The following is a 24,207-nucleotide window of genomic DNA, read 5'->3' on the forward strand; positions in this document are numbered from 1 at the left end:
TTTACCATTAAATAAGAGAAATATAGAAAAATGAATTATTAATTATCTTTAGAATAATATAGACCTTTAGAAGAGTTAAGAGCTTTTAGACGAGCATCAGCCTCTTTTAGTCTTTTATTTGCATCTTCTATATCTAGTTTAGATGCATCTGGATTTTTAAGTGCTTTTTCTGCCCTAGATTTAGCTTTTTCTGCTTCTGCTTGGTTAAGATTTTCTGCTCTTTCCATATCATCAACCATAATAGTTACACGTGTTGGAGTCACTTCTAGAATTCCACCAGACACATATAACACATCTGTATGCTCATCTTTTCTGATATTAACAACACCAGCAGGCATAGTTGATAGTAACTCAGTATGTCCATAAGCAATACCCATTTCACCAGCACTACCACGCAAGCTTACAATATCAGCCTCACCTTTAAATACTGAGCCTAAAGGACTTACAACATCAACTTTTAGATAATTTTTTGTCATATTTTTACCCTACTTATAGAGTTTTTGCTTTCTCAATCGCTTCTTGAATAGAACCAACCATATAGAAAGCTTGCTCTGGTAAATGATCATATTCACCATTAACGATAGCCTTAAAGCTAGCAACAGTATCTTTCAATGATACAAACTTACCAGGATTTCCAGTAAATACTTCAGCAACATGGAACGGCTGCGATAAGAATCTTTGGATCTTACGCGCTCTATCTACAGTTTTCTTATCTTCATCAGATAATTCATCCATACCTAGAATTGCAATAATATCTTTTAGCTCTTTATATCTTTGTAGTACTTTTTGTACTGCACGAGCTGTTTCATAATGCTCTTGACCAACAACTAAAGGATCTAGCTGTCTAGATGTAGAATCTAGAGGGTCAACCGCAGGATAAATACCCAACTCAGCGATTTGGCGTGACAATACAATCGTCGCATCTAAGTGAGAGAAAGTAGTCGCTGGAGATGGATCTGTCAAGTCATCTGCTGGTACATATACAGCCTGAACTGAAGTAATTGAACCAGTCTTAGTAGATGTGATTCTCTCCTGTAATGCACCCATTTCAGCAGCTAGAGTTGGCTGATAACCTACCGCAGAAGGCATACGACCTAATAAAGCAGAAACTTCTGTACCTGCTAAAGTATAACGATAGATGTTATCAATGAACATCAATACATCACGTTTCTCATCACGGAAACCTTCCGCGATTGTCAGGCCACTAAGAGCTACTCTTAATCTATTTCCTGGTGGCTCATTCATCTGACCATATACTAGAGATACTTTATCTAATACATTAGAATCTTTCATCTCATAGTAAAAGTCGTTACCTTCACGTGTTCTTTCACCCACACCTGCAAATACTGAATAACCACTATGTTCTTTAGCAATGTTGTTAATAAGCTCCATCATTGTTACAGTCTTACCAACACCAGCACCACCAAATAGACCTACTTTACCACCCTTAGCGAATGGACAAATAAGGTCAACTACCTTGATACCTGTTTCTAAGATTTCTGTGCTCAGTGCGAGCTCATCATACGCTGGAGGGGCTTGATGTATAGATCTTGTTTCAGTGTATTCGATCGGCCCAGCCTCATCTATTGGCTCACCTAAAACATTCATAATACGTCCTAAAGTACCTTGTCCAACTGGAACAGAAATAGGAGCATTAGTATTTTTAACTTCCATGCCACGTCTAAGACCATCACTTGATCCCATAGCAATAGTACGAACTACACCATCACCAATCTGTTGTTGTACTTCTAGTACTAGACCAGTCTCTTCTACATTTAAAGCATCATATACTTTTGGAGTGTTATCTCGAGAAAATTCCACATCGATAACAGCACCAATTACCTGAATAATTTTACCTGTACTCATTTACCTCTCCTAAACTGCTGCCGCACCTGAACAAATTTCTGCAAGCTCTTGTGTAATCATAGCTTGTCTTACTTTATTATAATCTAGTTTCAACTGATCAATAATATCACTAGCATTGTCAGTTGCATTTTTCATCGCCATCATACGAGCAGCTTGCTCACATGCCGCATTCTCTAATATAGCTCCTCTAACCTGAGCCTCGATATATCTAATACAAAGAGCATTTAAAACCTCTTCTATATCTCTTTCGTAGATATAATCCCAGTGGCCTTTAGATGCTTGCTCTTTGTTTGCTTTTATCTCTTCTTCAGAGAAGATATCTTGAATTGGTAGCAATGTCTGTAATCTTGGCTTCTGCTTAATAGTGCTTACAAACTCATTGCTACTCATGTATAGCCTATCAATCTCACCATTTGTAAACTTATCTAGCATTACCTTAACAGCACCGCCTATAGCTCTTACACTACCATCAAGATCTTTATCATTATAGTGAGCTGTTGCTACAACATTTACATCTTTTAATTTTGCAAAAAAAGTCTCTGCTTTTGAACCAACAACGCAAACATCAACCTCAACTCTATTATCAAGATGTTTTTTAATATCTTTTAAAACATGTTTAAAAAGATTAATGTTCAAGCCACCACATAGCCCTCTATCTGTTGATGCAATGATATAACCTACTCTTTTTGCTTCTCTATCAAATAGATAAGGATTAGGATAATCAATACTAGCAGCAGTGACATTTTTTATAATAGTATTTGCACTTTCAACATAAGGACGTACGTTATTCATTTTAACTATAGCGCCTCTCATCTTACTTGCAGCTACTAGCTCCATAGCACCTGTGATTTTTTGAGTATTTTTAACACTGGCTACTTTGGATTTTATTTCTCTAGCATTAGACATAGTCTATACCCCTACCAAGCTTGATTTGCTTTGCAATCTTCTACAATAGTTTTTAATTTATCTGCAGTTTCTGCATCATATTTACCAGTTTGGTTAATATCTGCTATTATATCTGCATATTTATCTTCAGCTAAAGCATGTAAAGCTGCTTCAAAAGGTATAACTTCTGAAACTTCTAAACTATCTAAATAACCATTATCAACTGCGTATAATGATAATGCCATTAAAGCGATAGATAGCGTTGAGAACTGCTTCTGTTTTAGAAGTTCAGTTACTCTTTGACCTCTGCTTAACTGAGCTCTTGTTGCTTCATCTAAATCAGAAGCAAACTGTGAAAACGCTTCTAATTCTCTAAACTGAGCTAGAGCTAAACGTATACCACCACCTAACTTTTTGATGATCTTAGTCTGTGCTGCACCACCTACACGAGATACCGAGTTACCAGGGTTTATCGCCGGTCTTAAACCAGAGTTAAACAGGTCTGTCTCTAAGAATATCTGTCCGTCAGTAATAGAGATTACGTTTGTAGGTACAAATGCTGATATATCACCAGCTTGAGTCTCAATAATTGGTAACGCAGTTAAAGAACCAGTTTTTCCTTTAACTTTGCCTTCTGTAAACTTCTCAACATACTCTTCATTTACTCTAGCAGCTCTTTCTAAAAGTCTTGAATGAAGATAGAAAACATCACCTGGATACGCTTCACGTCCTGGCGGTCTTCTTAACAGTAATGAAATCTGTCTATAAGCCCATGCTTGCTTAGTTAAGTCATCATATACAATAAGAGCATCTTCACCACGATCTCTAAAGTACTCACCCATAGAACAACCTGCATATGGTGCAATATATTGTAATGCAGCAGAATCTGAAGCTGTCGCAGCAACAATAATAGTATGCTCCATAGCACCATGCTCTTCTAGTTGTCTAACTATATTAGCGATTGATGATGCTTTTTGACCAATAGCAACATAAATACACTTAACACCAGTTCCTTTCTGGTTGATAATTGTATCAATAGCAATTGCAGTTTTACCGATCTGTCTATCACCGATGATAAGCTCTCTTTGACCTCGTCCAATTGGAACCATTGAGTCGATAGATTTAACACCTGTTTGTAAAGCTTGATCTACTGACTTTCTCCAAATAACTCCTGGAGCAATTTTCTCGATTGGAGACGAGTGATCAGTTTCAATTTCGCCTTTACCATCGATAGGGTTACCTAAAGCATCTACAACTCTTCCAAGCAGAGCTTCACCCACAGGTACTTCTAAAATTCTACCTGTACAGAATGCCTTATCACCTTCTTTAATATGATCATACTCACCTAAAACAACCGCACCAACTGAGTCAGTGTTTAAGTTAAGCGCTAGACCAAATACGTCTCCTGGTAATTTAATCATTTCACCAGCAGTTACATCATTTAAACCATATATAGTAACAATACCATCAGCAACGCTAACGATTGTTCCTTCTGACTTAAGCTCGATAGCATTATCGAACTTTTCAATTCTTTGTTTTATTAAACCACTTATTTCTGATGGACTTAATTGCATAAGCTCACTTCCTATAATTTATGACAACAAAATACTTTTTAAATTCTCTAAACGACCAGATACAGAATTATCAATAACCGTATCGCCGACCTTAACTATTGCTCCACCGACTATCGCAGGATCAACATCTACTTCAATATTTATAGAACAGCCAAATCTCTTTTCAAGACTCTTTCTCAGACTAGCCAACAAGTCTTCATCAGCAGCATATGCTAAAGTAACATTTGCTGTTTTAGTATTGTTATGGGCATTCTTGAAAGCTTCATACTGTTCAGCTATTTCCGGCAAAACTAATAGTTTTTTATTCTCTGCAGTCAAAACAAGAAAATTAAAAAAGCCTTCATCTAGTTGATCTTTTAACTCGTTTACTATTTGTATTTGCGAAAAAACAGGACTGGATATAATCTCTGAGATAGATTTATCCTTAACTAACTCAGCAAATATTTTGAGTAACTTAGACCATTCTTGTAGTAGATTATTTTCATTTGCAAACTCAAATGCAGCTTTTGCATATGGCTTCGCGATCACACTTAGATTTACCATGTGCCTACCTTATTAAAATTATACCTTTTCTACAAAGTCTTCTAAAATCTTATGACTAGCCTTTTGATCAACCTTTGCTGATATAATTTTACTAGCACCAGCCATAGCTAAAGTAACAATCTCATGCTTAAGCTCTTCTCTAGCCTTTATCTTCTCTTGCTCAATTTCAGCCATCGCCATACTCTTGATCTTATCAGCTGCTGCAATAGCTTCTTCTTTTGCCTGCTCATCAACTTTATGTGCTCTAACATAAGCATTTTCAACTATTTCAGTAGCCTTTGCCTTAGCTTCACGTAAAACTTCAGCTGATTTTCTCTTAGCAACTTCTAATTCTCTAGATGCCCTATCAGCAGAAGCTAATCCTTCAGCTATTTTCTCTCTACGCTCGTCTAAAGCTTTGCGTAGTGGGGGCCATACAAACTTCATTGTAAAACCAACAAAGATTGCAAATGTTATCATCTGGCCGATTAGGGTTATATTAATATCCATCTACTTATCCTTTAGATAATGAAATTTATGATTTTATATTTACTTATGCACCAACTACTTTTTGAGCTGCTTCTGCTAAACCAGGGATAGCTAGAGGGTTTGCATAAAGAACTAAGAAACCAATAGCTATTGAGATTGCAGCGAACGCATCTACGAAAGCAGCAACAATAAACATACGGCCAAGTAGCATTCCACCAAGTTCAGGTTGACGAGCTACACCTTCAAGATACTTACCACCAAGAACACCAAAACCAATAGCTGTTCCTAATGCAGGTAAAGAAATTAGTAGAGCAACTGCGATTGCAGTTAAACCATTTAAATTTCCTAATACTTGTAAAGACATATTCATTTTTTATTTCTCCTGTTTTTATAGATTTATCTTTTAAGTTAATTAAAAATTAATGAGCTTCCTGTGCCATATTCAAATAGACAACAGTCAACATCATGAATACAAACGCCTGGATTAAAACTATCAATATATGGAATATAGCCCATACTCCTCCTAATACCCACTGGAACCACCAAGGTAACAACGCTATTAGAATAAAGATAAGTTCACCGGCAAAAATATTACCAAATAATCGTAGCGACAAAGAGACTGGCTTAACAACCTCATCAACTAATCTGAAAAATATATTTAAAGGAAATAGCCAAATTCCAAAAGGAGCACTTAAAATCTCTTTAGTCAAACCAAAACCTTTTGCTTTAAGGTTATAAAAAATAACTAAGAAAAATACCGCTATAGACATAGCAAAAGTTACGTTTGGATCTGCAGTTGGAACAACCCTAAAATACGGCTCATGTCCACCAGCAAAAAAGCTAAGAATCCAACCAAAAAGGTCTACAGGTAAAAGATCCATTAAATTCATTAAAACAACCCATACAAAAATTGTAAGAGCTAGCGGAGTCACAAAATCTCTCTTATGATGGTAGTTCTCAGCTACTAGACCATCCATCCATTCCCATATTGCCTCAATCATATTCTGAAACTTGCCAGGAACGCCAGAATGCACTCTTCTTGCTACCAAGAACATCGCAAGAATAAATGCAATCCCTAAAATACCACTTACCAAAAGCGAGTCAACATTAAGCTGCCAAAAAGCACCTTTGCCTAGGCTTATTTGCCAATGATGCAAGTGATGCTGTACATATTCAGTAGCTACTTGAGAGCCTGTCTCTGTATTTGCCATTAAACTTTCCACCAATATTAAAATTTAATATTACTTTTAAATTATTATATTTTTATTTCAAACTATAAAAATAAACCTATCTGGTCTTTTTAAACAAGATAGGCACAAAACATACCACTAATTGTAACAAAACTAATCCAGAAATGTAAGAAAATAATTTCGGTTTTACATAAATAGCTAACATTATTGTAATGATTGCTACGATACCTAGTTTGAGTAACTCACTTAAGTAAAAAATGACAATTTCGACACCTGGAGAAAATTGTTTATGGATAAAAAGTCTTGCAAAAAACACAAAATTAGCTATAAACATTGCTATAGCTCCCATAAGAAATGAATTTGCATAAATATAGTTAAAAGACAACAAGGTTACAATATAGCCTATTAAGATCAAAATCACCTGTATTAATACAAACTTTTTAGCATCAATTCTTATGTTTGCTAACATACCACACACTTCTCTTAATAAAAATATGCCTTATCATAACAAAAAATATTATATTAGCAAAGAAAAAGCTTTTACCTTGAATTAGTATTCTTTCATGCTTAAAATTAAGGTTCATATTATAGCTTGTAATAACTAATAACACATGACTCAAAAAATACATAATATCCGTGGATATGCTTGGATAATAATAATACTTAGCTCTTTTTTATTATTTGATAAGTATATTATGCAAGTTTTTCCTAGTCTAATAACAGATGACATGATGTCAAGCTTTGGCACAAACGCCACAGAAACTGGAGCTCTAGGATCTGCTTTCTTTTGGTCAATAATTATATGTCAGCTTTTTTTAGCTGGACCAATTATTGATAAATTTGGCTTTAGGCTTATTAGCCCTATTTCAATAACCATCTCTGCCATAGGTGTTATCCTATTTGTTGTAGCTGCGAATTTCGGTAGCCTTAGCATGGCATATATAGCTAGAATAATTACCGGTCTTGGCGTATCTTTTGCAACAATTTCGTATCTAAAAGCTGTCTCAGTATGGTTTGAACCACGCAAATTTGCTTTTGCAGCTAGCTTTCTAGCTACAGCCGCGATGATTGGTGCACTTTGTGCTCAAGCACCACTAGCATATTTAATTAGCCTATGTGGTGACTGGAAAATGGCCATGCTACTTTTCTCAGTAGCTAGCTTATTAATGGGTGTTGTTTACTATATTGTAGTCCGCGATTTTAATCCTAAGCAACCTGAAGCTAGCTCACCTAGCAATCAGTTAAAAACTATAGATGCCTTAAAAGAGGTTGTTAAAAATAAAAATAACTGGCTTTTGACATTTTATGTTGGGTTAAGCTTCACTGCTGTAGATGCATTTGCAGGATTTTGGGGTAACGCCTATTTTCGTGAGGCTTATCATGTTTCTAGAGAAGAAGCAGCTAGTATAATCTCAATGATATTTATAGGGATGGCAATAGGCTCTCCAATTATCGGTAAACTATCTGAAGCTCTTAATAGTAGAAAAGGTGTAATGATAATTTTCCACATAATAGGCACTGTAGCTATTAGCTTTGTTTTATTAGCAAAAACTAGTGCCACAATATCAGCCATTCTACTATTTATTTTTGGCTTATGCTTAGGGATATACATGCTTTCATTTGCCATAGGCAATCGCATTAATCCTATTATAATCACTGCCACTGTTGCTGCTTTTATTAATACTGGAGAACCAATTCTAGGAGCTATTTTTGATCCATTGATAGGATATTTTCTAGATTTATCTTGGACTGGAAAATATATCAACAAAGCTGGCGAGATAGTATCTCAACACACAAGCTCAGCTGATATCAAATACTTCGATCTAAGCTCTTATCACTTTGCCTTCACAACACTTGTTGTTAGTATGATTGCATCATTGATAATATTATTTATGATTAAAGACACTAAAGATTAAACTGATAAGAATTTATTAAATCTATCATCTAATTCAGCTGTTATTGATATTTTCTGGTGTTGTTTTTCATCAAAGAACTCTAACTTACCCGCATGAAGTAGTAATTTATCAACCCCCTTTGCGCTTAATCTAACATCCTTATCCGCAAAACCGTACTTCTTATCTGCAACTATAGGGTTACCCATTGCTTTTGTATGTACCCTAATCTGGTGAGTTCTACCCGTTTCTAGTTTAATCTCAAGTAAACTATAATCACCTAAATGTTTGACAGATATAATCTTAGTAAGAGCTCTTTTACCTTCTTTCTTGTCAACCTTAACTAGTCTTTGACCATCTTTAGTTTCAGTTCTTTTTAAGGGTAAATCTATTTCTTTAATATTTTTATCCCATTTGCCATGTACTATAGCATAATATATCTTATTAACATTTCTCTGCTTAAATAGATCAAAAAAATACACTAACGAACTATGTTTTTTAGCTAAAAGAACACAACCTGAAGTTTCTTTATCTAACCTATGCACTAGATCTAAACGCCTAGCTTTTGGACGTAATTGCCTTAATCGCTCTACTAGCCCTGAGTTGACTCCAGAACCTCCATGCACCGCCATTCCTGATGGTTTATCTACAACGATATAGTCATCATTTTCATAGAGTATTCTTTGCTCAAGAAACTCAAGGTGTGATTGAGATACTTTAATTTGCTTTTGATCATCTTCAAGACTAAAAGGAGGCACACGCACAATATCACCCGCACAAACTCGCGAAGTTTGCTTCACTCTCTTTTTATTTACTCTCAATTCACCTTTGCGAATCCAGCGATAAATCAAAGACTTAGGCAGCTTTGAGAATTGTCCTATTAAAAAGTTATCTATACGTTGATTATCAACATCATCAGAAACCTCAAGAAACTGAACTTTATTCATCTAAAGCCCCAAATTTTGGATTTTGCATATCGTTAAGTCGACTTATTGTTCTTTGGAACTCAAACTTTAATCGCTCACCTTTATACATTTCTTTAAAATCATAGTTAGCTAAAATTACAACTTTTTTATTTTGATCATAAAGCTCATCTATAATAGCGATAAAACGCCTTGCCATATCTTCATTATACTCATCAAACCCGACCAGATTATATATAAAAACCTGCTCAAATCTCTCACAAAGCTCTATGTAATCTTGTGAACTTCTACCATTTCCACAAATCACCTTAAAATCAAAGCAAACATCACTATCACTTAATAGCATAGTTGGAATCTCTCTCCCTAAAATCTCTATTTGAATATCTTTCTCAAAGTGATGATTTCTTATAAAAAAACGATCAAAGAAATTCTTTCTATTTTGCTCGTTATATGGATAGAAATAATTCATGTAGTCCGTTGGTAAACGAAAACGATAATCTATACCTGAATCTAAATTCAAAACATCAACATGCTTGAGTAAAACATCAATTGCAGGTAAAAACAGCTCTCTTTGTAAGCCATTACGATATAGCTTTTCTGGCTCTATATTAGATGTTGCAACAAGAACCACCCCTAACTTAAATAACTCTGTAAAAACACTTCCTAGAATCATTGCATCAGCAATATCTTCAACAAAAAATTCATCAAAGCATATTATTTGCATTTCTTTAGCCATATCATAAGCTACTCTTGAAATAGGATTCTTCTTACCTTGATATTTTCTTAACTGTGCATGAATATTTTTCATAAAATGTGAAAAGTGTTGACGTCTTTTCTTATCTATAGGCAAATTATTATAAAAGATATCCATAATAAATGTTTTACCTCTACCAACACCACCCCACATGTACAAACCATTTATAGATGGATAGATAGATTTAGAAAAGAATCTCGCTTTTGAAACCTTTTTCGAAAGAAGCTGATCAACGATTTTTTGTAAACTTTCTACAGCCTCTATTTGTAAAGAGTCTGCTTTTAGATTAAGCTTTTTTACTTTTTCAAAATATATTTCTTTAAGGTTCATTTTTTACTTAACTTCTTTATCTTTAACCAAAATTAATAAGAAGAATGACACAATCATACTTAAAACCAATATTAGAAAGGCATTATGGTAGGCCTTTATACCAAAGTATCTATGTGCACCATCAGATACAACATTAGTGATGTTATTATGAACATCTATATACTGACCTGTCCATGTCATATCTAGCATATGCCCAATAAGAGGATCAAACAATGCTCCAAGCAAAGGTTCCCCTGTATTAATTAAAGCTGCAACTGTTGCTGCGACAACTATAGGGTTAATTCTATTTCCTATAGCAAACGCAAGCATATAAACACCTAAACAAAAACCAAATGTAAATAACAAAGCTCCAGAGAAAGCTGGTGTTAGCTTAAACTGTAAAACTGCTGCTAATGAAATAGTTGCAATAATGTGAAACACCACCATTATCCCAATTCTATTATCAAACTTCTCAGAAAGCTTTCCTATAACTGGAGATCCAATTGCAAGACCTAAAAACATCATCGATACAATAAATGATGCATCTTTTGAGGTTATTCCATACAACTCTCTAAAATAATTATTCCCCCAAATTCCACCAAAAACATCTATCGTTGTAAAGGTCAAACCTGTATATATAGTAAGATACCAGTTATTTTTATTTAAAAGAACCTTTTTTATCCCTGCAAGAGTTCCTGACTCAGCAGTTTTCTCATTAACATGTGATGCATGAGGATTATAGTCTCTAACTAATGCCAAATAAAGTAGTGCCATAATAACACTAAAACAAGCATAGCTTACTAACGCCCTATGCCATGATCCAGTTAGCTCTATTAAGTACGCTAAAGGCACCTGCCCTAACAATGCTCCTGTCATTGCAGCTGTCATAAGAAAACTACATACAAATGCAAACTTTCTTGGACTAAACCATACTGCAGCTGCTTTTATATAACCTACAGTTGCAAAAGATGCTCCAATCCCTATCATTAGTCTTGAAACACATCCTAAAGCAAAACTATGTAGATCGGCTGACAAAACAAACAGTAAAAGACCAACGGCAGATAAAATCAAAGAAAAAAAGCTAACTTTCCTAAAACCTAGTCTATCAACAACTGGCCCCGCAACAAAAAACTGACAAAAAACCACTGACCATAAAAATAGTGAAACCATTGCACTCATCTCAGTAGCGTTTATAGAAAAGCTACTCATCAGATCATTAGCAATAAGGCTAGGAGAAACGTTCATTATATATTTGTCGATTAATAAGAACGAGCTTAGACCTACAACAATCCAAGCATAGCCTTTTATATTATGTAGTTTCATATTTTTATCTTTCTAAAAAGTTTGCTAACTCACTCAACGAAACTTGCTCTTGAGCACGTTCTTGCTGAAGATATTTAATGCTTGCAACTTTATTCTGTAGCTCATCATGACCGATTATTACAGCAATCTTTGCCCCTGACTTATCTGCCTTTTTAAACTGCGACTTAAAGCCTCCAGCTTTAAGATCCATATCCACTCTCAAATCAGGAAGTGCCACCCTAACACTCTCAACTATTGTGAAAGCCTTATGTAGCTGATCTTTTTCTAAAACAAAGAAAACATCACAATCAGAATTTTTGTTAGACAGTTTACCAAGATCTTCCATAAGCAGTAGCAAACGCTCCATACCGATACCAAAGCCTATAGATCCTGTTTTTTGCCCACCAAGATTCTCCATCAAACTATCATATCTACCACCAGCACAAATTGCACTTTGAGTACCAAGCTTATCAGTTGTCCATTCAAAAACTAAACCACTATAATAATCTAAGCCTCTTACCAGATTATTATTAACAATATACTTTACACCTATAGCATCAAGATATTCACAAGTTTGTTGTAATCTCTGTTTAAATTCGTCGTCAATAAAATCTATCAGCTTTGGCGCATTTTCAAGAATTTCTTGTGTTTTTACTATTTTCGAATCTAGTATTCTTAAAGGATTTTTATCTAATCTCTTAATAGAGTCTTCATCTAGCTCACTGTGATAAGGTTCTAAATATTCTAACAATGCTTTAACATAGTCTTGTCTATTAACACTTGAACCTAAACTATTTAGCTCTAATGTAACATGCTCTGAAATTCCTAACTCTTTAAATAAGCTCCATGCTACAGATAGAATTTCTAAATCAACAGCAATAGAATCAAATCCATAAGCCTCTACACCAAGCTGGTAAAACTGACGATAACGCCCTTTTTGTGGCCGCTCATAGCGAAACATTGGTCCGCAATACCATAACTTCTGAGTTTGTCCTCTATTAGCTAGGCTATTTTCTATAACCATTCTCACACAACCAGCTGTTCCTTCTGGTCGTAATGTTAAGCTATCACCATTTCTATCACTAAAATCATAAGTTTCTTTTGAAACAATATCAGATGTCTCGCCAACACTTCTATGAAATAGCTCACTCTTTTCTAAGATTGGCAATCTAACTTCATCATAGTTATAACGATTAAGAATGGATTTTATTTTGGACTCTAGAAATTGCCATTTATGGCTTTGTTCGGGCAATATATCATTAAACCCTCTAATGGCAGTAATCTTGCTCATAGAAAATCTACCTCAATTTTTCAGCTTTATCTTCTTTATTGCTATCCTTATAATTATCCTCAAGAGATTTATCATCTTGCTTGATTATTTTAGAATCTGCGTCTAAAGCTTTTTGTATTTTATCTTCCATTTCCATACCGTAATCTAATGACTTATCATAGATAAATTTAAGATTTGGTACTATTCTTAAGTTTAATGATTTTGCAATTGATGATCTGAAGAAACCTTTTGATTTCTCAAAAGCCTTTGCAATATATGCCCCATCCTCTGCTACAATGCATGTATAGTAAACTTTTGCATAAGATAAATCTCTAGAAAGATCCACCTCCGTAATAGTTGCCGTAGCGAGCTTAGGGTCCTTTATTTTAGTGCGTAGCAATAAAGATATTACTTTCTGTAATTCACTCGCTACTCTTTGCACTCTACCTTCTGCAGCCATAATACTATAACTCCTTAGCTACCTCGATAACCTCAAATACTTCTATTTGGTCACCTGCGCGAACATCATTATAGTTTTTCACACCGATACCACATTCCATACCTTTTTTGACTTCTGCAGCATCATCTTTGAATCTTTTCAGTGACTCAAGGCTTCCCTCGTAAATAACAACGTTATCTCTTAGTACACGTATTGGGTTAGTTCTCTTAACAGTTCCCTCAACTACCATACAACCAGCAATTGAGCCAAACTTAGATGATCTATAAACTTCTCTAACCTCAGCAATACCAATAATCTGCTCTTTCATCTCTGGAGATAATAGACCTGTCATCGCTTTTTTAACATCATCTATTAAATCATAGATAATATTATAGTAACGAAGCTCAACACCATCACTTTCAGCTAGTTTCTTAGCCGCACCATCAGCACGAACGTTAAAACCAACGATAACAGCTGTTGATGCAACAGCTAAAGTAACATCTGATGATGTAATCGCACCGATACCACTAGCGATAATATCAACCTTAACTTCCTCTGTTGAAAGTTTGTTTAGAGACTCTCTAATAGCTTCTACAGAACCTTGAACATCACCTTTAAGAATGATTTTAAGAATTTGTTGCTCACCTTCTTTGCCCATATTATTGAACATATTAGATAATTTAAGAGCTTGCTCTTGAGCAATTTTAGCTTCTTTTTGCTTTTGAGCTCTTTGTGTTGCAACTTCTTTTGCTTTTTTGTCGTTTTCTACAACGATCATCTCATCACCAGCAGCTGGAACACCTGATAATCCAAGTATCTCAACTGGAGTAGAAGGTCCAGCCACTTTAATCTGAACACCAAGATCATTATACATTGCTCTTACACGGCCATACTCTTTACCACAAAGGATTATATCGCCTTGCTTAAGTTCACCATTTTGAACAAGTGCAGTTGCAACAGGACCACGTCCTTTTTCTAAACGCGACTCAACTACAACACCTTCAGCATTACCATCAGCAAAAGCTTCTAACTCAAGAACTTCAGACTGTAACAATACAGCATCTAATAGCTCAGGCACACCTTCACCTGTTTTTGCAGAAACATTAGCAAACATCACATCACCACCCCAAGACTCTGGGATAACATCTCTTTGCGCTAGTTCTCCAATTACTTTATCTGGATCTGCTTCAGGCTTATCAATTTTATTTACAGCCACAACAATTGGCACTCCAGCAGCTTTTGCATGCTGAATAGCCTCTTCAGTTTGTGGCATCACACCATCATCTGCAGCTACTACTAAAATTACGATATCTGTACTCTTAGCCCCTCTAGCACGCATAGATGTAAATGCTTCATGTCCTGGTGTATCTAAGAATGTCAAAGCACCTTTCTTAGTCTTAACAGAATATGCACCAATATGCTGAGTAATTCCACCAGCTTCACCATCAACAACTCTAGCATTACGGATATAATCTAGTAAAGATGTTTTACCATGGTCAACGTGACCCATAATTGTAACTACAGGTGCTCTTGATATTTGCTTATAACCACTTCTATCAACTGTTGTAACAGCTTCTTCTAGAGCATTCTCATTATGTAAAGTATACTTATGCCCCATTTCTTCAACTATTAGAATTGCTGTATCTTGGTCTAGTGATTGGTTAATAGTTGCCATCACACCCATATTAAATAATATCTTAACAACCTCAGCACCTTTAACAGCCATTTTTTGAGCTAGGTCACTAACTGTAATACCCTCATATATCTCTACAGTTTTTACTGTATTTTCAACTGGCTTAGTAAACTCTTGTCTTTTAACTTTTGAATGCTTTACTTTACCTTTTCTAGAACCAAACTCATCAAATGAATCTAAATCACCTGTAAGCTGAGATAACTGTCTAGGATTAGCTTTTTTAAATCCTTTACCACCAGCTTTCTTAGCTTTAGACTTCTTCTCTTCTTCTTCTCTTTTGTATTTAGTATTACTAGTACTTGAGTCAGTAAAAGCTTTTTTGGCAGGTTTTTTCTTTGATTGTTTACTAGTAGCATCTGTCTTAGAGGAATCATCATCTTGATCACTTACCTCTGGAACTATTTCTGGCATAGATGTTATCTTGAAGCCACTACTTTTTACAGTTGCCTTTTTAGGCTCTTGTGCAACTACCGCCTCTGCTTTTTTCTCAGTAGTCTTCTCAAGTAATTCTGCTGAAACTTCTTCTTTTTTAACATCAGTCACTACAGGCTGAACTTCTTTAGCAGGTTGCTCTTCTACTTGAGGTTTGATTTCTGAAACACTAGGTGCAACATCTTCTGTTTTTTTAGCAACACGTCTTTTACGCTTAACAGAAACATTTATTTTATGCTTGCCATCTAGCTTCATAGTAGTTACTTTTTTCCTAGCTGATGAGCTTTTTGCACTGTTGATCTTTGCTAAAAGTGTTTTCATCTCATCAGATGTAAGTGTGTCTTTCTCATTAGACTTAGATATACCAAAAGACTCAAGTTGCTTAAGTAGTGTATCTACATCTTTGTTAGTTTGTTGTGCTAATTGCCCAACTGTAATATCTGCCATTTCCCTCTCCCTTGTACTCTATATTATACGCGTACTTTCCTATTCAAACCAAGGAGCTCTTGCCTGCATAATTAAATCTGTTGCTTGTTCTTCATCCATAGTCACGATATCAAGCAGCTCATCCACTGACAATTCTGCTAAATCTTCCATAGTAACTATATTATTCTGAGCCAACTGGTTTGCTAAATCCTGACTCATCCCCTGCATATTTAATAAATCTTCAGCAGGCTCCTTATCACCTAAAGCTTTTGATAAGACAGCCGCTTTTGCTCTCTCTTGAAGCTCATCAACAACTTCTTCATCAAAACCTTCAATCTCTAAAAGCTCTTCTTTATCTAGATATGCTAGATCTTCTAATGTTTCAATACCTTCTTCTATTAGAACTAAAGCAAAATCATGGTCTATATCTAGAACTTCAACGAATTTCTCAACGATAGACATTTGTTTTTCTTCTTGCTCAGTATCAGATAGAACATTTATTCTCCATCCAATAAGTGCACTAGCTAGTCTAACATTAACACCATTTTTACCAATAGCTTTAGATAAGCTTTCTTGCTTAACAACGATATCCATTGTGTTTGATTCTTCATCAACATTTACTTCTAATATATCTTCAGAATCCACTGGAGATAAAGAATTAATAGCATACTGCACTGAATCTTCATCCCAAAGAATAACATCAACTTTTTCACCATTTAACTCACTCATTATTGAATGAATTCTTGAACCTCTAACACCTACACATGCTCCACAAGGATCAATTCTTTGGTCATTACTTTTAACTGTTACTTTAGATCTAAATCCTGGTTCACGAACAACATTTACTACATTTATAAGTTCCTCTTCAACTTCTGGAACTTCTAGTTTAAATAAAGCTTTAAGCATTGTGTCACTAGCTCTGCTTAGCATTACTGTACTTGGCTTACCAGACTCATCTTGCTCAACAGTTTCTACACACGCTCTAATTTTATCACCTACACGAAATCTTTCTCTAGCAATAAGGTCTTTCTTTGGTAAGATACCTTCAGCATTATTACCTAGATCAATAACTAATATTTCATAAGTTGCTCTTTTAACTTCACCATAGACAATATCACCGATTTTCTCTTGGTAGATCTTTGCAGTCTTTTCTTTCTCGAAATTTTTGATCTTCTTCATCAAGATTTGTTTAGCCATAGTTGCAGCTATGCGACCATATCCATCGACCTCTACAGGCTCACGAATTACATCACCAGCTTTAACGTTATAGCCTTTTTCTTGAGCCACATCTTCATATAGCTCTTTTGAATAATCTATTAAGTCTTCATTTTCAGAAACGATATGCCAAACTCTATCAGCTGTAAACTCACCTGTTACTCTATCGATAGTAACTTCGATATTCATTTGCTCATCAAGCTCTTTTTTAGTTACAATAGCTAAAGCCTCTTCCATAGCTTCAAATAAAAGATCTTTTGAAATATCTTTTTCATTAGCTACAGTTTCTAATACTAACAATAATTCTTTGCTCATATCTAATTCCTTCTATCTAACTAAAATCTGGTGATACTCTTAGCTTTTTAAGCTCATCAAAATCAAAGCTCACCACTTTATTATTCTCTAACTCTAGAATAACATTATTTCCATCAACTTGTTTTAGCAAACCTTTAAATTTTGTCTGAGATTCAACAGGCGCTAAAGTAACAGCTTTTACATTGAAGCCTACTAATGCTTGTGCTTGAGTTATATTAAAGATTTGGCGGTTCATTCCTGGCGAAGACACTTCTAGAACATATTCTCCAGATACTGGATCTTCAACATCAAATATTGCACTGACTTCTCTACTAACAGTTTGGCAATCATCAACTGAAACACCATTTTCATGATCAATAAAGATACGAATAGTAACTTTACCACTTCCTACAACTTCGATTCCCCATAAAATATAGCCTAAGTCAGCTGTGATGGGTTCTACTATATCATATAAATCATCTAGTAACATTTTTACCCCTTAGATTTTGCATATCTCCAGATAGCAAAAAGGCCCTTTGAGGGCCTTTGTAAAAGAATTCCTGATTGGTAGCGGGGGCTGGATTTGAACCAACGACCTTCGGGTTATGAGCCCGACGAGCTACCAAGCTGCTCCACCCCGCGTCTATAACCGTATATAATAACATCGTTTTTCGCCATGTCAAGCCTTTTGACTAATCTTATTATAATTAAAAGCTTTCTAAATACTAAATTCTCTAATAGCGTCTATCATTACTTTGACATTATCTGGATTTATATCAGGATAAATACCGTGACCTAGATTTACAATATAGTTATTTAATTTATCTGACTGAATAAACTCCATATGTTTTTTAACAGTCTCTCTAATACTATCAGCTGTACCATATAAAAATGCTGGATCAAAATTTCCTTGAAGGACTTTTCCAACACCTACCCTATGACGAGCTTGTTTTATAGTAACACTCCAATCAACTCCAACACCGTCACAAGACTTATCCTTTAACTCATCGAAGAAATTAGCTCCTCCTTTGGTGAAAAATACTACTGGGACATTAACTTTCTTCTTAACATTACTAGCAATATACTCCATATACTTTAGAGAAAACTCTTTATACTGCTCTAGAGGTAAGATTCCCCCCCATGTATCAAATATCATTAAAGAGTTAGCACCTGATTTAACTTGCTCAAGTAGGTATATAACTGTTATATCTGCTAACTTCTGCAATAAAGCATGCATTAATCGAGGATTCGAATACATCATTTTTCGCAATTTATTAAACTGCTTTGACCCAGAACCTTCAATCATATACGCAGCTAATGTCCATGGACTACCTGTAAAACCTATCAATGGTACATTTATTGCTGATTTCGTAGTTTTAACAGCATTATAAACATATTCTAAATCTCCAACACTATCTGCTACAGATCTTAACTTATCCAAATCTTTCTCTGATGCTATAGGATCTGAAAATACTGGTCCAACACCTTTAATAAATTTAAGATCCATGCCCATAGCTTCAGGAATTGTCAGAATATCTGAAAAAACAATCGCAGCATCAAGATCATAACGATCTAACGGATGCAAAGCTACCTCGCAGCAAGCATCTGCATTACGACACATATCCATAAAATTCTCAAATTTTGACCTAACAGCCCTATACTCAGGCAAATATCTTCCTGCCTGGCGCATAATCCATACTGGAGGCTTCTCTAATTTCTCTTGATTAAATGCATCCAAAAAAAGTTTTCTCATAAAACAATACCTCTTTAGTCTCAAAGACTCTAACTAACGCTTAATTATATTTCTGATGATTATTATAGAAAATAAAACAGCCTAAACATAGGGTGATTTTGCTTTAGAATACTTTAATTACCTTATAATTAAAGTTATTTAATAAACTTATCCATTTTCCTATAACTTATTGCTTCTTGTATGGCAACCTTATCAACATCTTTACTACCATTAATATCAGCTATAGTTCTAGCTACTTTTAATATCTTATAATACCCTCTAGCTGATAATCCAATTTTTTCTATTGCTTGTGATAGCATTCCTTTATTTTCATCACTTAAACGACAAACTTGGTCTAATTCTTTACTACTTAACATAGCATTGATCTTACCTTGCCTTGTGATTTGTATCTGTCGAGCCTTATCAACTCTTTGTCTTACATCATAGCTCTTTTCACCACGTAAGTCTTGATTTGTTAGATCATCCTTCGAAAGCTCTAAAACTTCAACATGCAAATCTATCCTATCTAAAAGAGGTCCTGAAAGCTTACTCTGATAACGACGAATTGCTTGTATAGAGTCTGTACATTCTTTGAATTGTGATCCTAGATAGCCGCAAGGGCATGGATTCATCGCTGCTATTAGCTGAAAATTAGCAGGATACTCAACCTGACATCTTGCTCGAGAGATATTTACAGTACCAGTTTCTAAAGGCTCACGTAAAACCTCTAAAACTTTACGATCAAATTCTGGCAATTCATCTAAAAACAAAACACCATTATGTGCCAAAGAAATTTCACCAGGCATTGGATTACTTCCACCACCGACTAATGATACACCCGAAGAAGTATGATGTGGATGCCTAAACGGTCTTTTATAAAAGCTTTCTGCTATACCCGATTCACCTTTAATTGAAGCAATCATAGCAGATGATAAAGCTTCTTTTTTATCTAGTGGTGGCAAAATAGAATTTAATCTACTTGCCAACATTGTCTTACCAGTACCTGGAGGACCTACCAAGAGAATATTATGTCCACCTGCTGCAGCTATCTCAAGAGCTCGCTTAGCTTGATATTGGCCCTTAACATCCTCTAAATCTTGATACAAACCTTCAAAATCAATATCTGTTGCAAACTTAATCTCCTGCTTATCAACGTCTCCAACCAAAAAATCGACAGTTTCTTTTAAATCAGACAACGCGTAAGCTTGCACCCCCTCAACAAGAGCTATTTCTTTCTCATTTTGAGTTGGAATAATTAGCTTCTTATCAGCATGCACACACTTTATTGCCATTGAAATAGCACTAGATATTTTTCTTAGCTCGCCACTTAGAGATAACTCTCCGGCAAACTCATATTCATCGATATTTTTAGATGGGTTAATTTGCCCAGAAGCATATAGTATTCCTAAAGCAATTGGTAAGTCAAACCGTCCACTACTTTTAGGCAAGTCTGCTGGGGCTAGATTTATAGTTATTCTTTTATTTGGGAAGTTAAAACCTGAATTTATTATTGCACTACGAACACGATCCTTACTTTCTTTAACAGCTGCCTCAGGCAAACCAACAATTGAAAGTCCAGGTAAACCATTAGATAAGTGCACTTCTATAGATACTGAAGGTGCCTCGATACCAAGTTGAGCTCTACTTTTTAATATCGCTAACGACATTTTATCCTTTCTCATTAAGAAGCTTGTCTAACTTCGCTTCTATTTGCTCAAGTTTTTGTCTAGTTTTAAGTAGTATTTTCTTTTGAGTCTCAAACTCCTCTCTGCTAACAACATCCAGTCTCTTTAAACTTTTGTTTACAATACTCTCTTTAGAATTTTTTATAACATCATTTATTGGACCTAAAATTTCTTTCATAATAGTAAAGTTTTAATTATTTCTAATTAGAAGTATAAAAGTTACAGAATAAATAGGCAATAAAGATTAGATTTTATATAACGTTTGTTACTTGTGTAAGAACACCTAAAAGAAGCATTGGCATAATACCTAAGAACAATAATACTAAACCATTTACACTTAAAGCAACAAGTGTAGATAATGGCGCCTTAACCTTATGATCATTTTCTGGATCATCAAAGTACATAGTCTTAATTACTCGCACATAGTAGAATGACGCGATTACAGCCATCATTAACACAAAACATGCTAAGACATAGTTACCATCATTTATTAGGCCCATTACAACAAATAACTTAGCGATAAATCCACCAAACGGAGGAATACCTGCCATTGAGAATAAAACTATAAGTAAAATAAATGATAGCCATGAGTTCTTAGTGTTAAAACCTTTAAGATCTCTCAATGTCTGAACTTCATAACCGCCCACACTAATAGCTGTAAGAACCCCAAAAGCTGCTAAAGCTGTAAATACGTAAACAATCACATAAAAACTAGCAGCAGTTAGTGCATAACCCTGTGGGTTTAATGTTGTGGCTAAAAGTACAAAACCTATTTGTGAAACTGTAGAGTAACCAAGTAGTCTTTTTATATTAGTCTGAGATAGTGCAACTAAACTACCAAAGAATATTGATAAAATACCAATTACTTTAAATAAGTATACCCAAGAATCTTTAAGTGATGGGAAGCCTACAAAAAGGATATTCACTAACATAGCAAAAGCAGCTACTTTAGGAATAGTTGCAACAATATTAGCCACCGCATTTGGAGCACCTTGATAAACATCTGGCAACCACATATGAAATGGAAATGCACCAAGCTTAAACAAGAATGTTGCAATCATCATCACTAAACAAACTAATAAGAATTTCTGCTCTAAGCCTGTAAAGTTATTATGTGCTAGAGCATTAGCTATACCTGAAATATCTAGCTGGCCTGTCATTCCATAGACAAAAGACATACCGAATAGTAAAAGAGCAGAAGCAATCGCACCTAATACAAAGTATTTAATAGCCGCCTCTAAGCCTTCACCTGAATTTCTGTAGATAGCAATTAAAGCATATAAAGGTAATGATAAAAGCTCTAAACCTACATATATAGTAATCAAGCTATGCCCTGCTGTTAGAACCATCGCACCTAACACACACAACATTAAAAGAGTGTAAAAATCACCATCAGATATTTTTCTATCTCTCACATATTCTCTTGAATATAAAGCAACAAATAAAGATAAAATCAATATCGTAATTTGTAAAGTATAAGCAAAGCCACTAAATACAACTTGCCCCTCAAAAACTGAACCACTTGACTGAAGTAGGTAGTCTTTAGCAAAGGTTGCTATAAGAGCTAGTGCTGCAAACACTTGGAAAAATATATAGTTTATATTTCTTATTTTTCCATGTAGGAATAATCCTGAAAACATTACAGCAATAATACCAACGGCTAATAATATTTCCGGTAATATGTAAAGTATTGATAAACTCATAATCAAAACACCACCTTATAGAGATAAACCAACAATATTTGCCGATGCAGCAGCTGAAAGATGCAATATCGGCTCTGGATAAAAACCAAACAATAAAGTCGGCACCGCTAACAATATAAATACAAAGAACTCCATTTTACCCAAATCTTTAAGGTTAGCGACTTGAGCAGATACAACTTCTCCAAAGAAAACTCTCTTATACATCCATAGTGTATATATAGGAGCAATTATCAAAGTCAAACCAGCTATCAAAGCTATTAGTGGAGAGTACTGGAATACTGCCAATAAAATCATAAACTCGCCCACAAAGCCACTTGTACCAGGCAAGCCTACATTAGCCATACAGAAAAGTAAGAAGAATGTTGCAAATATCGGCATAGTTTTAGCTACACCAGAAAAATCTGAGATTTGTCTTGTATGCATTCTTAAATACAAGTAACCAACACCGATGAACATACCACCTGATGAAAACGCGTGAGCTATCATTTGGAACACTGCACCTTGGATAGCAAGTTGAGCATGAGTATTTCCTAAAGCTGTACCATCTTTTAAGATAAATATCGAAAATAGACCCAGTGTAACAAGTCCCATGTGTGAGATAGATGAATATGCGATCAGTCTTTTTACATCAGTCTGTGCTACAGCTACTATACCAACATAAACGATTGCTATTAGTGACATGATTATAAGCACATACTCTAGAGATGCAGTTACTTCTGGCAACATTGGAATAGCAAATCTTAAGAAACCATACGCTCCTAACTTCAGCATTAAAGCTGCTAATATAACAGAACCACCAGCAGGAGCTTCTGAGTGCGCATCAGGTAACCAAGAGTGAAATGGCCACATTGGAATCTTAACTGCAAATGCTAAGAAAAATGCTCCAAAAACTAGCCACTGAGCAGTAAGAGTAAAGTTAACTCCATTTGCTAATGCTTGAGAATGTGTTGCCCAAGCTATAAAGTTTTGAATAGAATAAGTATCAGCACTTACTAAAACATCTGAAGGAGATGCAGCTACTTTTGTCTGTATATACAAGATAGCAGCTAATAAAAATACTGAACCAAAGAATGTATACATAAAGTATTTAACAGCAGCGTATGCTTTATTTTTACCGCCCCATATACCTATACCTAGACATGTCGGGATAAGTAAAGCTTCCCAGAAGATATAGAACAATATAGAGTCTGTCGCACAGAAAACACCATTTGTTAAACCACATGTAATCAAAAAGATTGCCATGTATTGTCTAACTTTAGTTTTAATCGATGTCCAAGCTGCTAGTACAATTACTAATGTTGCAAAACATGTCAGGACAATAAACAATACTGAGAAGCCATCAACCCCAAGATTATAATAAACATTATGCATACCAAAAACCTTGAACCATGTAAATGACTCTTGGAATTGCATAGCTGAGCTACTATAGTCAAAAGATGCTACTAACGGCACACATAGTGCAAGAGTTAAGCAGCTAAACACTAATGCTACCCAACGAGCAGCATCACCATGTAACTCTTCAGTTTTTGTTGCTAAGACAACAAAGCCGCCAATTATTGGTAGCCAAATTATCAAACTTAATAAATAATTACCTAAATTCATAATACAAATT

Annotated in this window: 23 protein-coding genes and 1 tRNA gene; 1 reads left to right on the plus strand and 23 read right to left on the minus strand. The window is 35.0% G+C overall.

Features of this window, described 5'->3' with window-relative positions; translation table 11 throughout:
- Positions 1 to 38: 38 nt before the first annotated feature.
- The 9 genes from FIP56_RS09390 to FIP56_RS09430 form a co-directional block, all read right to left on the minus strand.
- Positions 39 to 476, minus strand: coding sequence for a F0F1 ATP synthase subunit epsilon (locus FIP56_RS09390; protein ID WP_192578646.1), 438 nt, complete (start codon positions 474 to 476; stop codon positions 39 to 41).
- A gap of 13 nt (positions 477 to 489) precedes the next feature.
- Positions 490 to 1,866: a F0F1 ATP synthase subunit beta gene (gene atpD, locus FIP56_RS09395; protein ID WP_072713340.1), complete on the minus strand. Its 1,377-nt coding sequence runs from the start codon at positions 1,864 to 1,866 to the stop codon at positions 490 to 492.
- A 9-nt stretch (positions 1,867 to 1,875) separates the two neighbouring features.
- Positions 1,876 to 2,772: a F0F1 ATP synthase subunit gamma gene (locus FIP56_RS09400; RefSeq protein WP_192578647.1), complete on the minus strand. Its 897-nt coding sequence runs from the start codon at positions 2,770 to 2,772 to the stop codon at positions 1,876 to 1,878.
- Positions 2,773 to 2,783: 11 nt separating this feature from the next.
- The gene (gene atpA / locus FIP56_RS09405; RefSeq protein ID WP_192578648.1) at positions 2,784 to 4,325 is read right to left on the minus strand and encodes a F0F1 ATP synthase subunit alpha; all 1,542 of its coding nucleotides are present in this window, start codon (positions 4,323 to 4,325) and stop codon (positions 2,784 to 2,786) included.
- 18 nt (positions 4,326 to 4,343) lie between these two features.
- Complete coding sequence (locus FIP56_RS09410; RefSeq protein ID WP_192578649.1) at positions 4,344 to 4,868, minus strand: F0F1 ATP synthase subunit delta; 525 nt, start codon at positions 4,866 to 4,868, stop codon at positions 4,344 to 4,346.
- Between the two features lie 18 nt (positions 4,869 to 4,886).
- Entirely contained in the window at positions 4,887 to 5,357 is a 471-nt protein-coding gene (locus FIP56_RS09415) for a F0F1 ATP synthase subunit B (RefSeq protein WP_192578650.1), read from the minus strand.
- A 43-nt stretch (positions 5,358 to 5,400) separates the two neighbouring features.
- Positions 5,401 to 5,706: a F0F1 ATP synthase subunit B gene (locus tag FIP56_RS09420; RefSeq protein ID WP_192578651.1), complete on the minus strand. Its 306-nt coding sequence runs from the start codon at positions 5,704 to 5,706 to the stop codon at positions 5,401 to 5,403.
- A 49-nt stretch (positions 5,707 to 5,755) separates the two neighbouring features.
- Positions 5,756 to 6,547: a F0F1 ATP synthase subunit A gene (gene atpB / locus FIP56_RS09425; RefSeq protein ID WP_192578652.1), complete on the minus strand. Its 792-nt coding sequence runs from the start codon at positions 6,545 to 6,547 to the stop codon at positions 5,756 to 5,758.
- 76 nt (positions 6,548 to 6,623) lie between these two features.
- The gene (locus FIP56_RS09430) at positions 6,624 to 6,995 is read right to left on the minus strand and encodes an ATP synthase subunit I (protein WP_192578653.1); all 372 of its coding nucleotides are present in this window, start codon (positions 6,993 to 6,995) and stop codon (positions 6,624 to 6,626) included.
- A gap of 142 nt (positions 6,996 to 7,137) precedes the next feature.
- Between FIP56_RS09430 and FIP56_RS09435 the strand changes: the two genes are divergently transcribed.
- Positions 7,138 to 8,442, plus strand: coding sequence for an MFS transporter (locus tag FIP56_RS09435; RefSeq protein WP_192578654.1), 1,305 nt, complete (start codon positions 7,138 to 7,140; stop codon positions 8,440 to 8,442).
- Here FIP56_RS09435 and FIP56_RS09440 read toward each other — a convergent pair.
- The 14 genes from FIP56_RS09440 to FIP56_RS09505 form a co-directional block, all read right to left on the minus strand.
- Entirely contained in the window at positions 8,439 to 9,365 is a 927-nt protein-coding gene (locus tag FIP56_RS09440; RefSeq protein ID WP_192578655.1) for an RluA family pseudouridine synthase, read from the minus strand. The genes FIP56_RS09435 and FIP56_RS09440 overlap by 4 nt on opposite strands.
- Positions 9,358 to 10,425 (minus strand): cell division protein ZapE, encoded by a 1,068-nt coding sequence (zapE, locus tag FIP56_RS09445; protein WP_192578656.1) that lies wholly within the window; start codon positions 10,423 to 10,425, stop codon positions 9,358 to 9,360. Before zapE ends, FIP56_RS09440 begins: the two co-directional genes overlap by 8 nt.
- A 3-nt stretch (positions 10,426 to 10,428) precedes the next feature.
- Complete coding sequence (locus tag FIP56_RS09450; RefSeq protein WP_192578657.1) at positions 10,429 to 11,727, minus strand: MFS transporter; 1,299 nt, start codon at positions 11,725 to 11,727, stop codon at positions 10,429 to 10,431.
- Between the two features lie 4 nt (positions 11,728 to 11,731).
- The gene (gene hisS / locus FIP56_RS09455) at positions 11,732 to 12,997 is read right to left on the minus strand and encodes a histidine--tRNA ligase (protein ID WP_192578658.1); all 1,266 of its coding nucleotides are present in this window, start codon (positions 12,995 to 12,997) and stop codon (positions 11,732 to 11,734) included.
- A gap of 7 nt (positions 12,998 to 13,004) precedes the next feature.
- Positions 13,005 to 13,436, minus strand: a complete 432-nt coding sequence (rbfA, locus tag FIP56_RS09460; protein ID WP_192578659.1) for a 30S ribosome-binding factor RbfA — start codon at positions 13,434 to 13,436, stop codon at positions 13,005 to 13,007.
- Between the two features lie 4 nt (positions 13,437 to 13,440).
- Complete coding sequence (infB, locus tag FIP56_RS09465) at positions 13,441 to 15,987, minus strand: translation initiation factor IF-2 (protein WP_192578660.1); 2,547 nt, start codon at positions 15,985 to 15,987, stop codon at positions 13,441 to 13,443.
- A gap of 39 nt (positions 15,988 to 16,026) precedes the next feature.
- Positions 16,027 to 17,496: a transcription termination factor NusA gene (gene nusA, locus FIP56_RS09470; protein WP_192578661.1), complete on the minus strand. Its 1,470-nt coding sequence runs from the start codon at positions 17,494 to 17,496 to the stop codon at positions 16,027 to 16,029.
- Positions 17,497 to 17,512: 16 nt separating this feature from the next.
- Positions 17,513 to 17,965 carry a ribosome maturation factor RimP gene (gene rimP, locus FIP56_RS09475; RefSeq protein WP_192578662.1) on the minus strand — a complete coding sequence of 151 codons (453 nt, stop codon included), beginning with the start codon at positions 17,963 to 17,965 and terminating at the stop codon, positions 17,513 to 17,515.
- 75 nt (positions 17,966 to 18,040) lie between these two features.
- Positions 18,041 to 18,117, minus strand: a tRNA-Met gene (locus tag FIP56_RS09480).
- A gap of 76 nt (positions 18,118 to 18,193) precedes the next feature.
- Positions 18,194 to 19,228 (minus strand): uroporphyrinogen decarboxylase, encoded by a 1,035-nt coding sequence (gene hemE, locus FIP56_RS09485; RefSeq protein ID WP_192578663.1) that lies wholly within the window; start codon positions 19,226 to 19,228, stop codon positions 18,194 to 18,196.
- Positions 19,229 to 19,362: 134 nt separating this feature from the next.
- Entirely contained in the window at positions 19,363 to 20,874 is a 1,512-nt protein-coding gene (locus FIP56_RS09490) for a YifB family Mg chelatase-like AAA ATPase (RefSeq protein ID WP_192578664.1), read from the minus strand.
- 1 nt (position 20,875) lies between these two features.
- Positions 20,876 to 21,070, minus strand: a complete 195-nt coding sequence (locus FIP56_RS09495) for an accessory factor UbiK family protein (protein ID WP_192578665.1) — start codon at positions 21,068 to 21,070, stop codon at positions 20,876 to 20,878.
- A gap of 73 nt (positions 21,071 to 21,143) precedes the next feature.
- Positions 21,144 to 22,595: an NADH-quinone oxidoreductase subunit N gene (locus FIP56_RS09500; RefSeq protein WP_192578666.1), complete on the minus strand. Its 1,452-nt coding sequence runs from the start codon at positions 22,593 to 22,595 to the stop codon at positions 21,144 to 21,146.
- A 15-nt stretch (positions 22,596 to 22,610) separates the two neighbouring features.
- On the minus strand, positions 22,611 to 24,197 hold the full coding sequence (locus FIP56_RS09505) for an NADH-quinone oxidoreductase subunit M (RefSeq protein ID WP_192578667.1): 1,587 nt from the start codon (positions 24,195 to 24,197) through the stop codon (positions 22,611 to 22,613).
- Between the last annotated feature and the right edge of the window lie 10 nt (positions 24,198 to 24,207).

It is taken from the genome of Francisella sp. LA112445 (assembly GCF_012224145.1).
GTDB lineage: Bacteria > Pseudomonadota > Gammaproteobacteria > Francisellales > Francisellaceae > Francisella.

Coding starts and splice junctions, on each gene's coding strand:
- FIP56_RS09495 (WP_192578665.1), bottom strand. CDS start 21,070: ATGAAAGAAATTTTAGGTCCAATAAATGATGTTATAAAAAATTCTAAA.
- FIP56_RS09490 (WP_192578664.1), bottom strand. CDS start 20,874: ATGTCGTTAGCGATATTAAAAAGTAGAGCTCAACTTGGTATCGAGGCA.
- hisS (WP_192578658.1), bottom strand. CDS start 12,997: ATGAGCAAGATTACTGCCATTAGAGGGTTTAATGATATATTGCCCGAA.
- FIP56_RS09450 (WP_192578657.1), bottom strand. CDS start 11,727: ATGAAACTACATAATATAAAAGGCTATGCTTGGATTGTTGTAGGTCTA.
- FIP56_RS09500 (WP_192578666.1), bottom strand. CDS start 22,595: ATGAGTTTATCAATACTTTACATATTACCGGAAATATTATTAGCCGTT.
- FIP56_RS09435 (WP_192578654.1), top strand. CDS start 7,138: ATGACTCAAAAAATACATAATATCCGTGGATATGCTTGGATAATAATA.
- zapE (WP_192578656.1), bottom strand. CDS start 10,425: ATGAACCTTAAAGAAATATATTTTGAAAAAGTAAAAAAGCTTAATCTA.
- FIP56_RS09415 (WP_192578650.1), bottom strand. CDS start 5,357: ATGGATATTAATATAACCCTAATCGGCCAGATGATAACATTTGCAATC.
- hemE (WP_192578663.1), bottom strand. CDS start 19,228: ATGAGAAAACTTTTTTTGGATGCATTTAATCAAGAGAAATTAGAGAAG.
- atpB (WP_192578652.1), bottom strand. CDS start 6,547: ATGGCAAATACAGAGACAGGCTCTCAAGTAGCTACTGAATATGTACAG.
- atpD (WP_072713340.1), bottom strand. CDS start 1,866: ATGAGTACAGGTAAAATTATTCAGGTAATTGGTGCTGTTATCGATGTG.
- FIP56_RS09430 (WP_192578653.1), bottom strand. CDS start 6,995: ATGTTAGCAAACATAAGAATTGATGCTAAAAAGTTTGTATTAATACAG.
- FIP56_RS09410 (WP_192578649.1), bottom strand. CDS start 4,868: ATGGTAAATCTAAGTGTGATCGCGAAGCCATATGCAAAAGCTGCATTT.
- FIP56_RS09400 (WP_192578647.1), bottom strand. CDS start 2,772: ATGTCTAATGCTAGAGAAATAAAATCCAAAGTAGCCAGTGTTAAAAAT.
- infB (WP_192578660.1), bottom strand. CDS start 15,987: ATGGCAGATATTACAGTTGGGCAATTAGCACAACAAACTAACAAAGAT.
- FIP56_RS09420 (WP_192578651.1), bottom strand. CDS start 5,706: ATGAATATGTCTTTACAAGTATTAGGAAATTTAAATGGTTTAACTGCA.
- nusA (WP_192578661.1), bottom strand. CDS start 17,496: ATGAGCAAAGAATTATTGTTAGTATTAGAAACTGTAGCTAATGAAAAA.
- FIP56_RS09390 (WP_192578646.1), bottom strand. CDS start 476: ATGACAAAAAATTATCTAAAAGTTGATGTTGTAAGTCCTTTAGGCTCA.
- FIP56_RS09505 (WP_192578667.1), bottom strand. CDS start 24,197: ATGAATTTAGGTAATTATTTATTAAGTTTGATAATTTGGCTACCAATA.
- rimP (WP_192578662.1), bottom strand. CDS start 17,965: ATGTTACTAGATGATTTATATGATATAGTAGAACCCATCACAGCTGAC.
- rbfA (WP_192578659.1), bottom strand. CDS start 13,436: ATGGCTGCAGAAGGTAGAGTGCAAAGAGTAGCGAGTGAATTACAGAAA.
- atpA (WP_192578648.1), bottom strand. CDS start 4,325: ATGCAATTAAGTCCATCAGAAATAAGTGGTTTAATAAAACAAAGAATT.
- FIP56_RS09440 (WP_192578655.1), bottom strand. CDS start 9,365: ATGAATAAAGTTCAGTTTCTTGAGGTTTCTGATGATGTTGATAATCAA.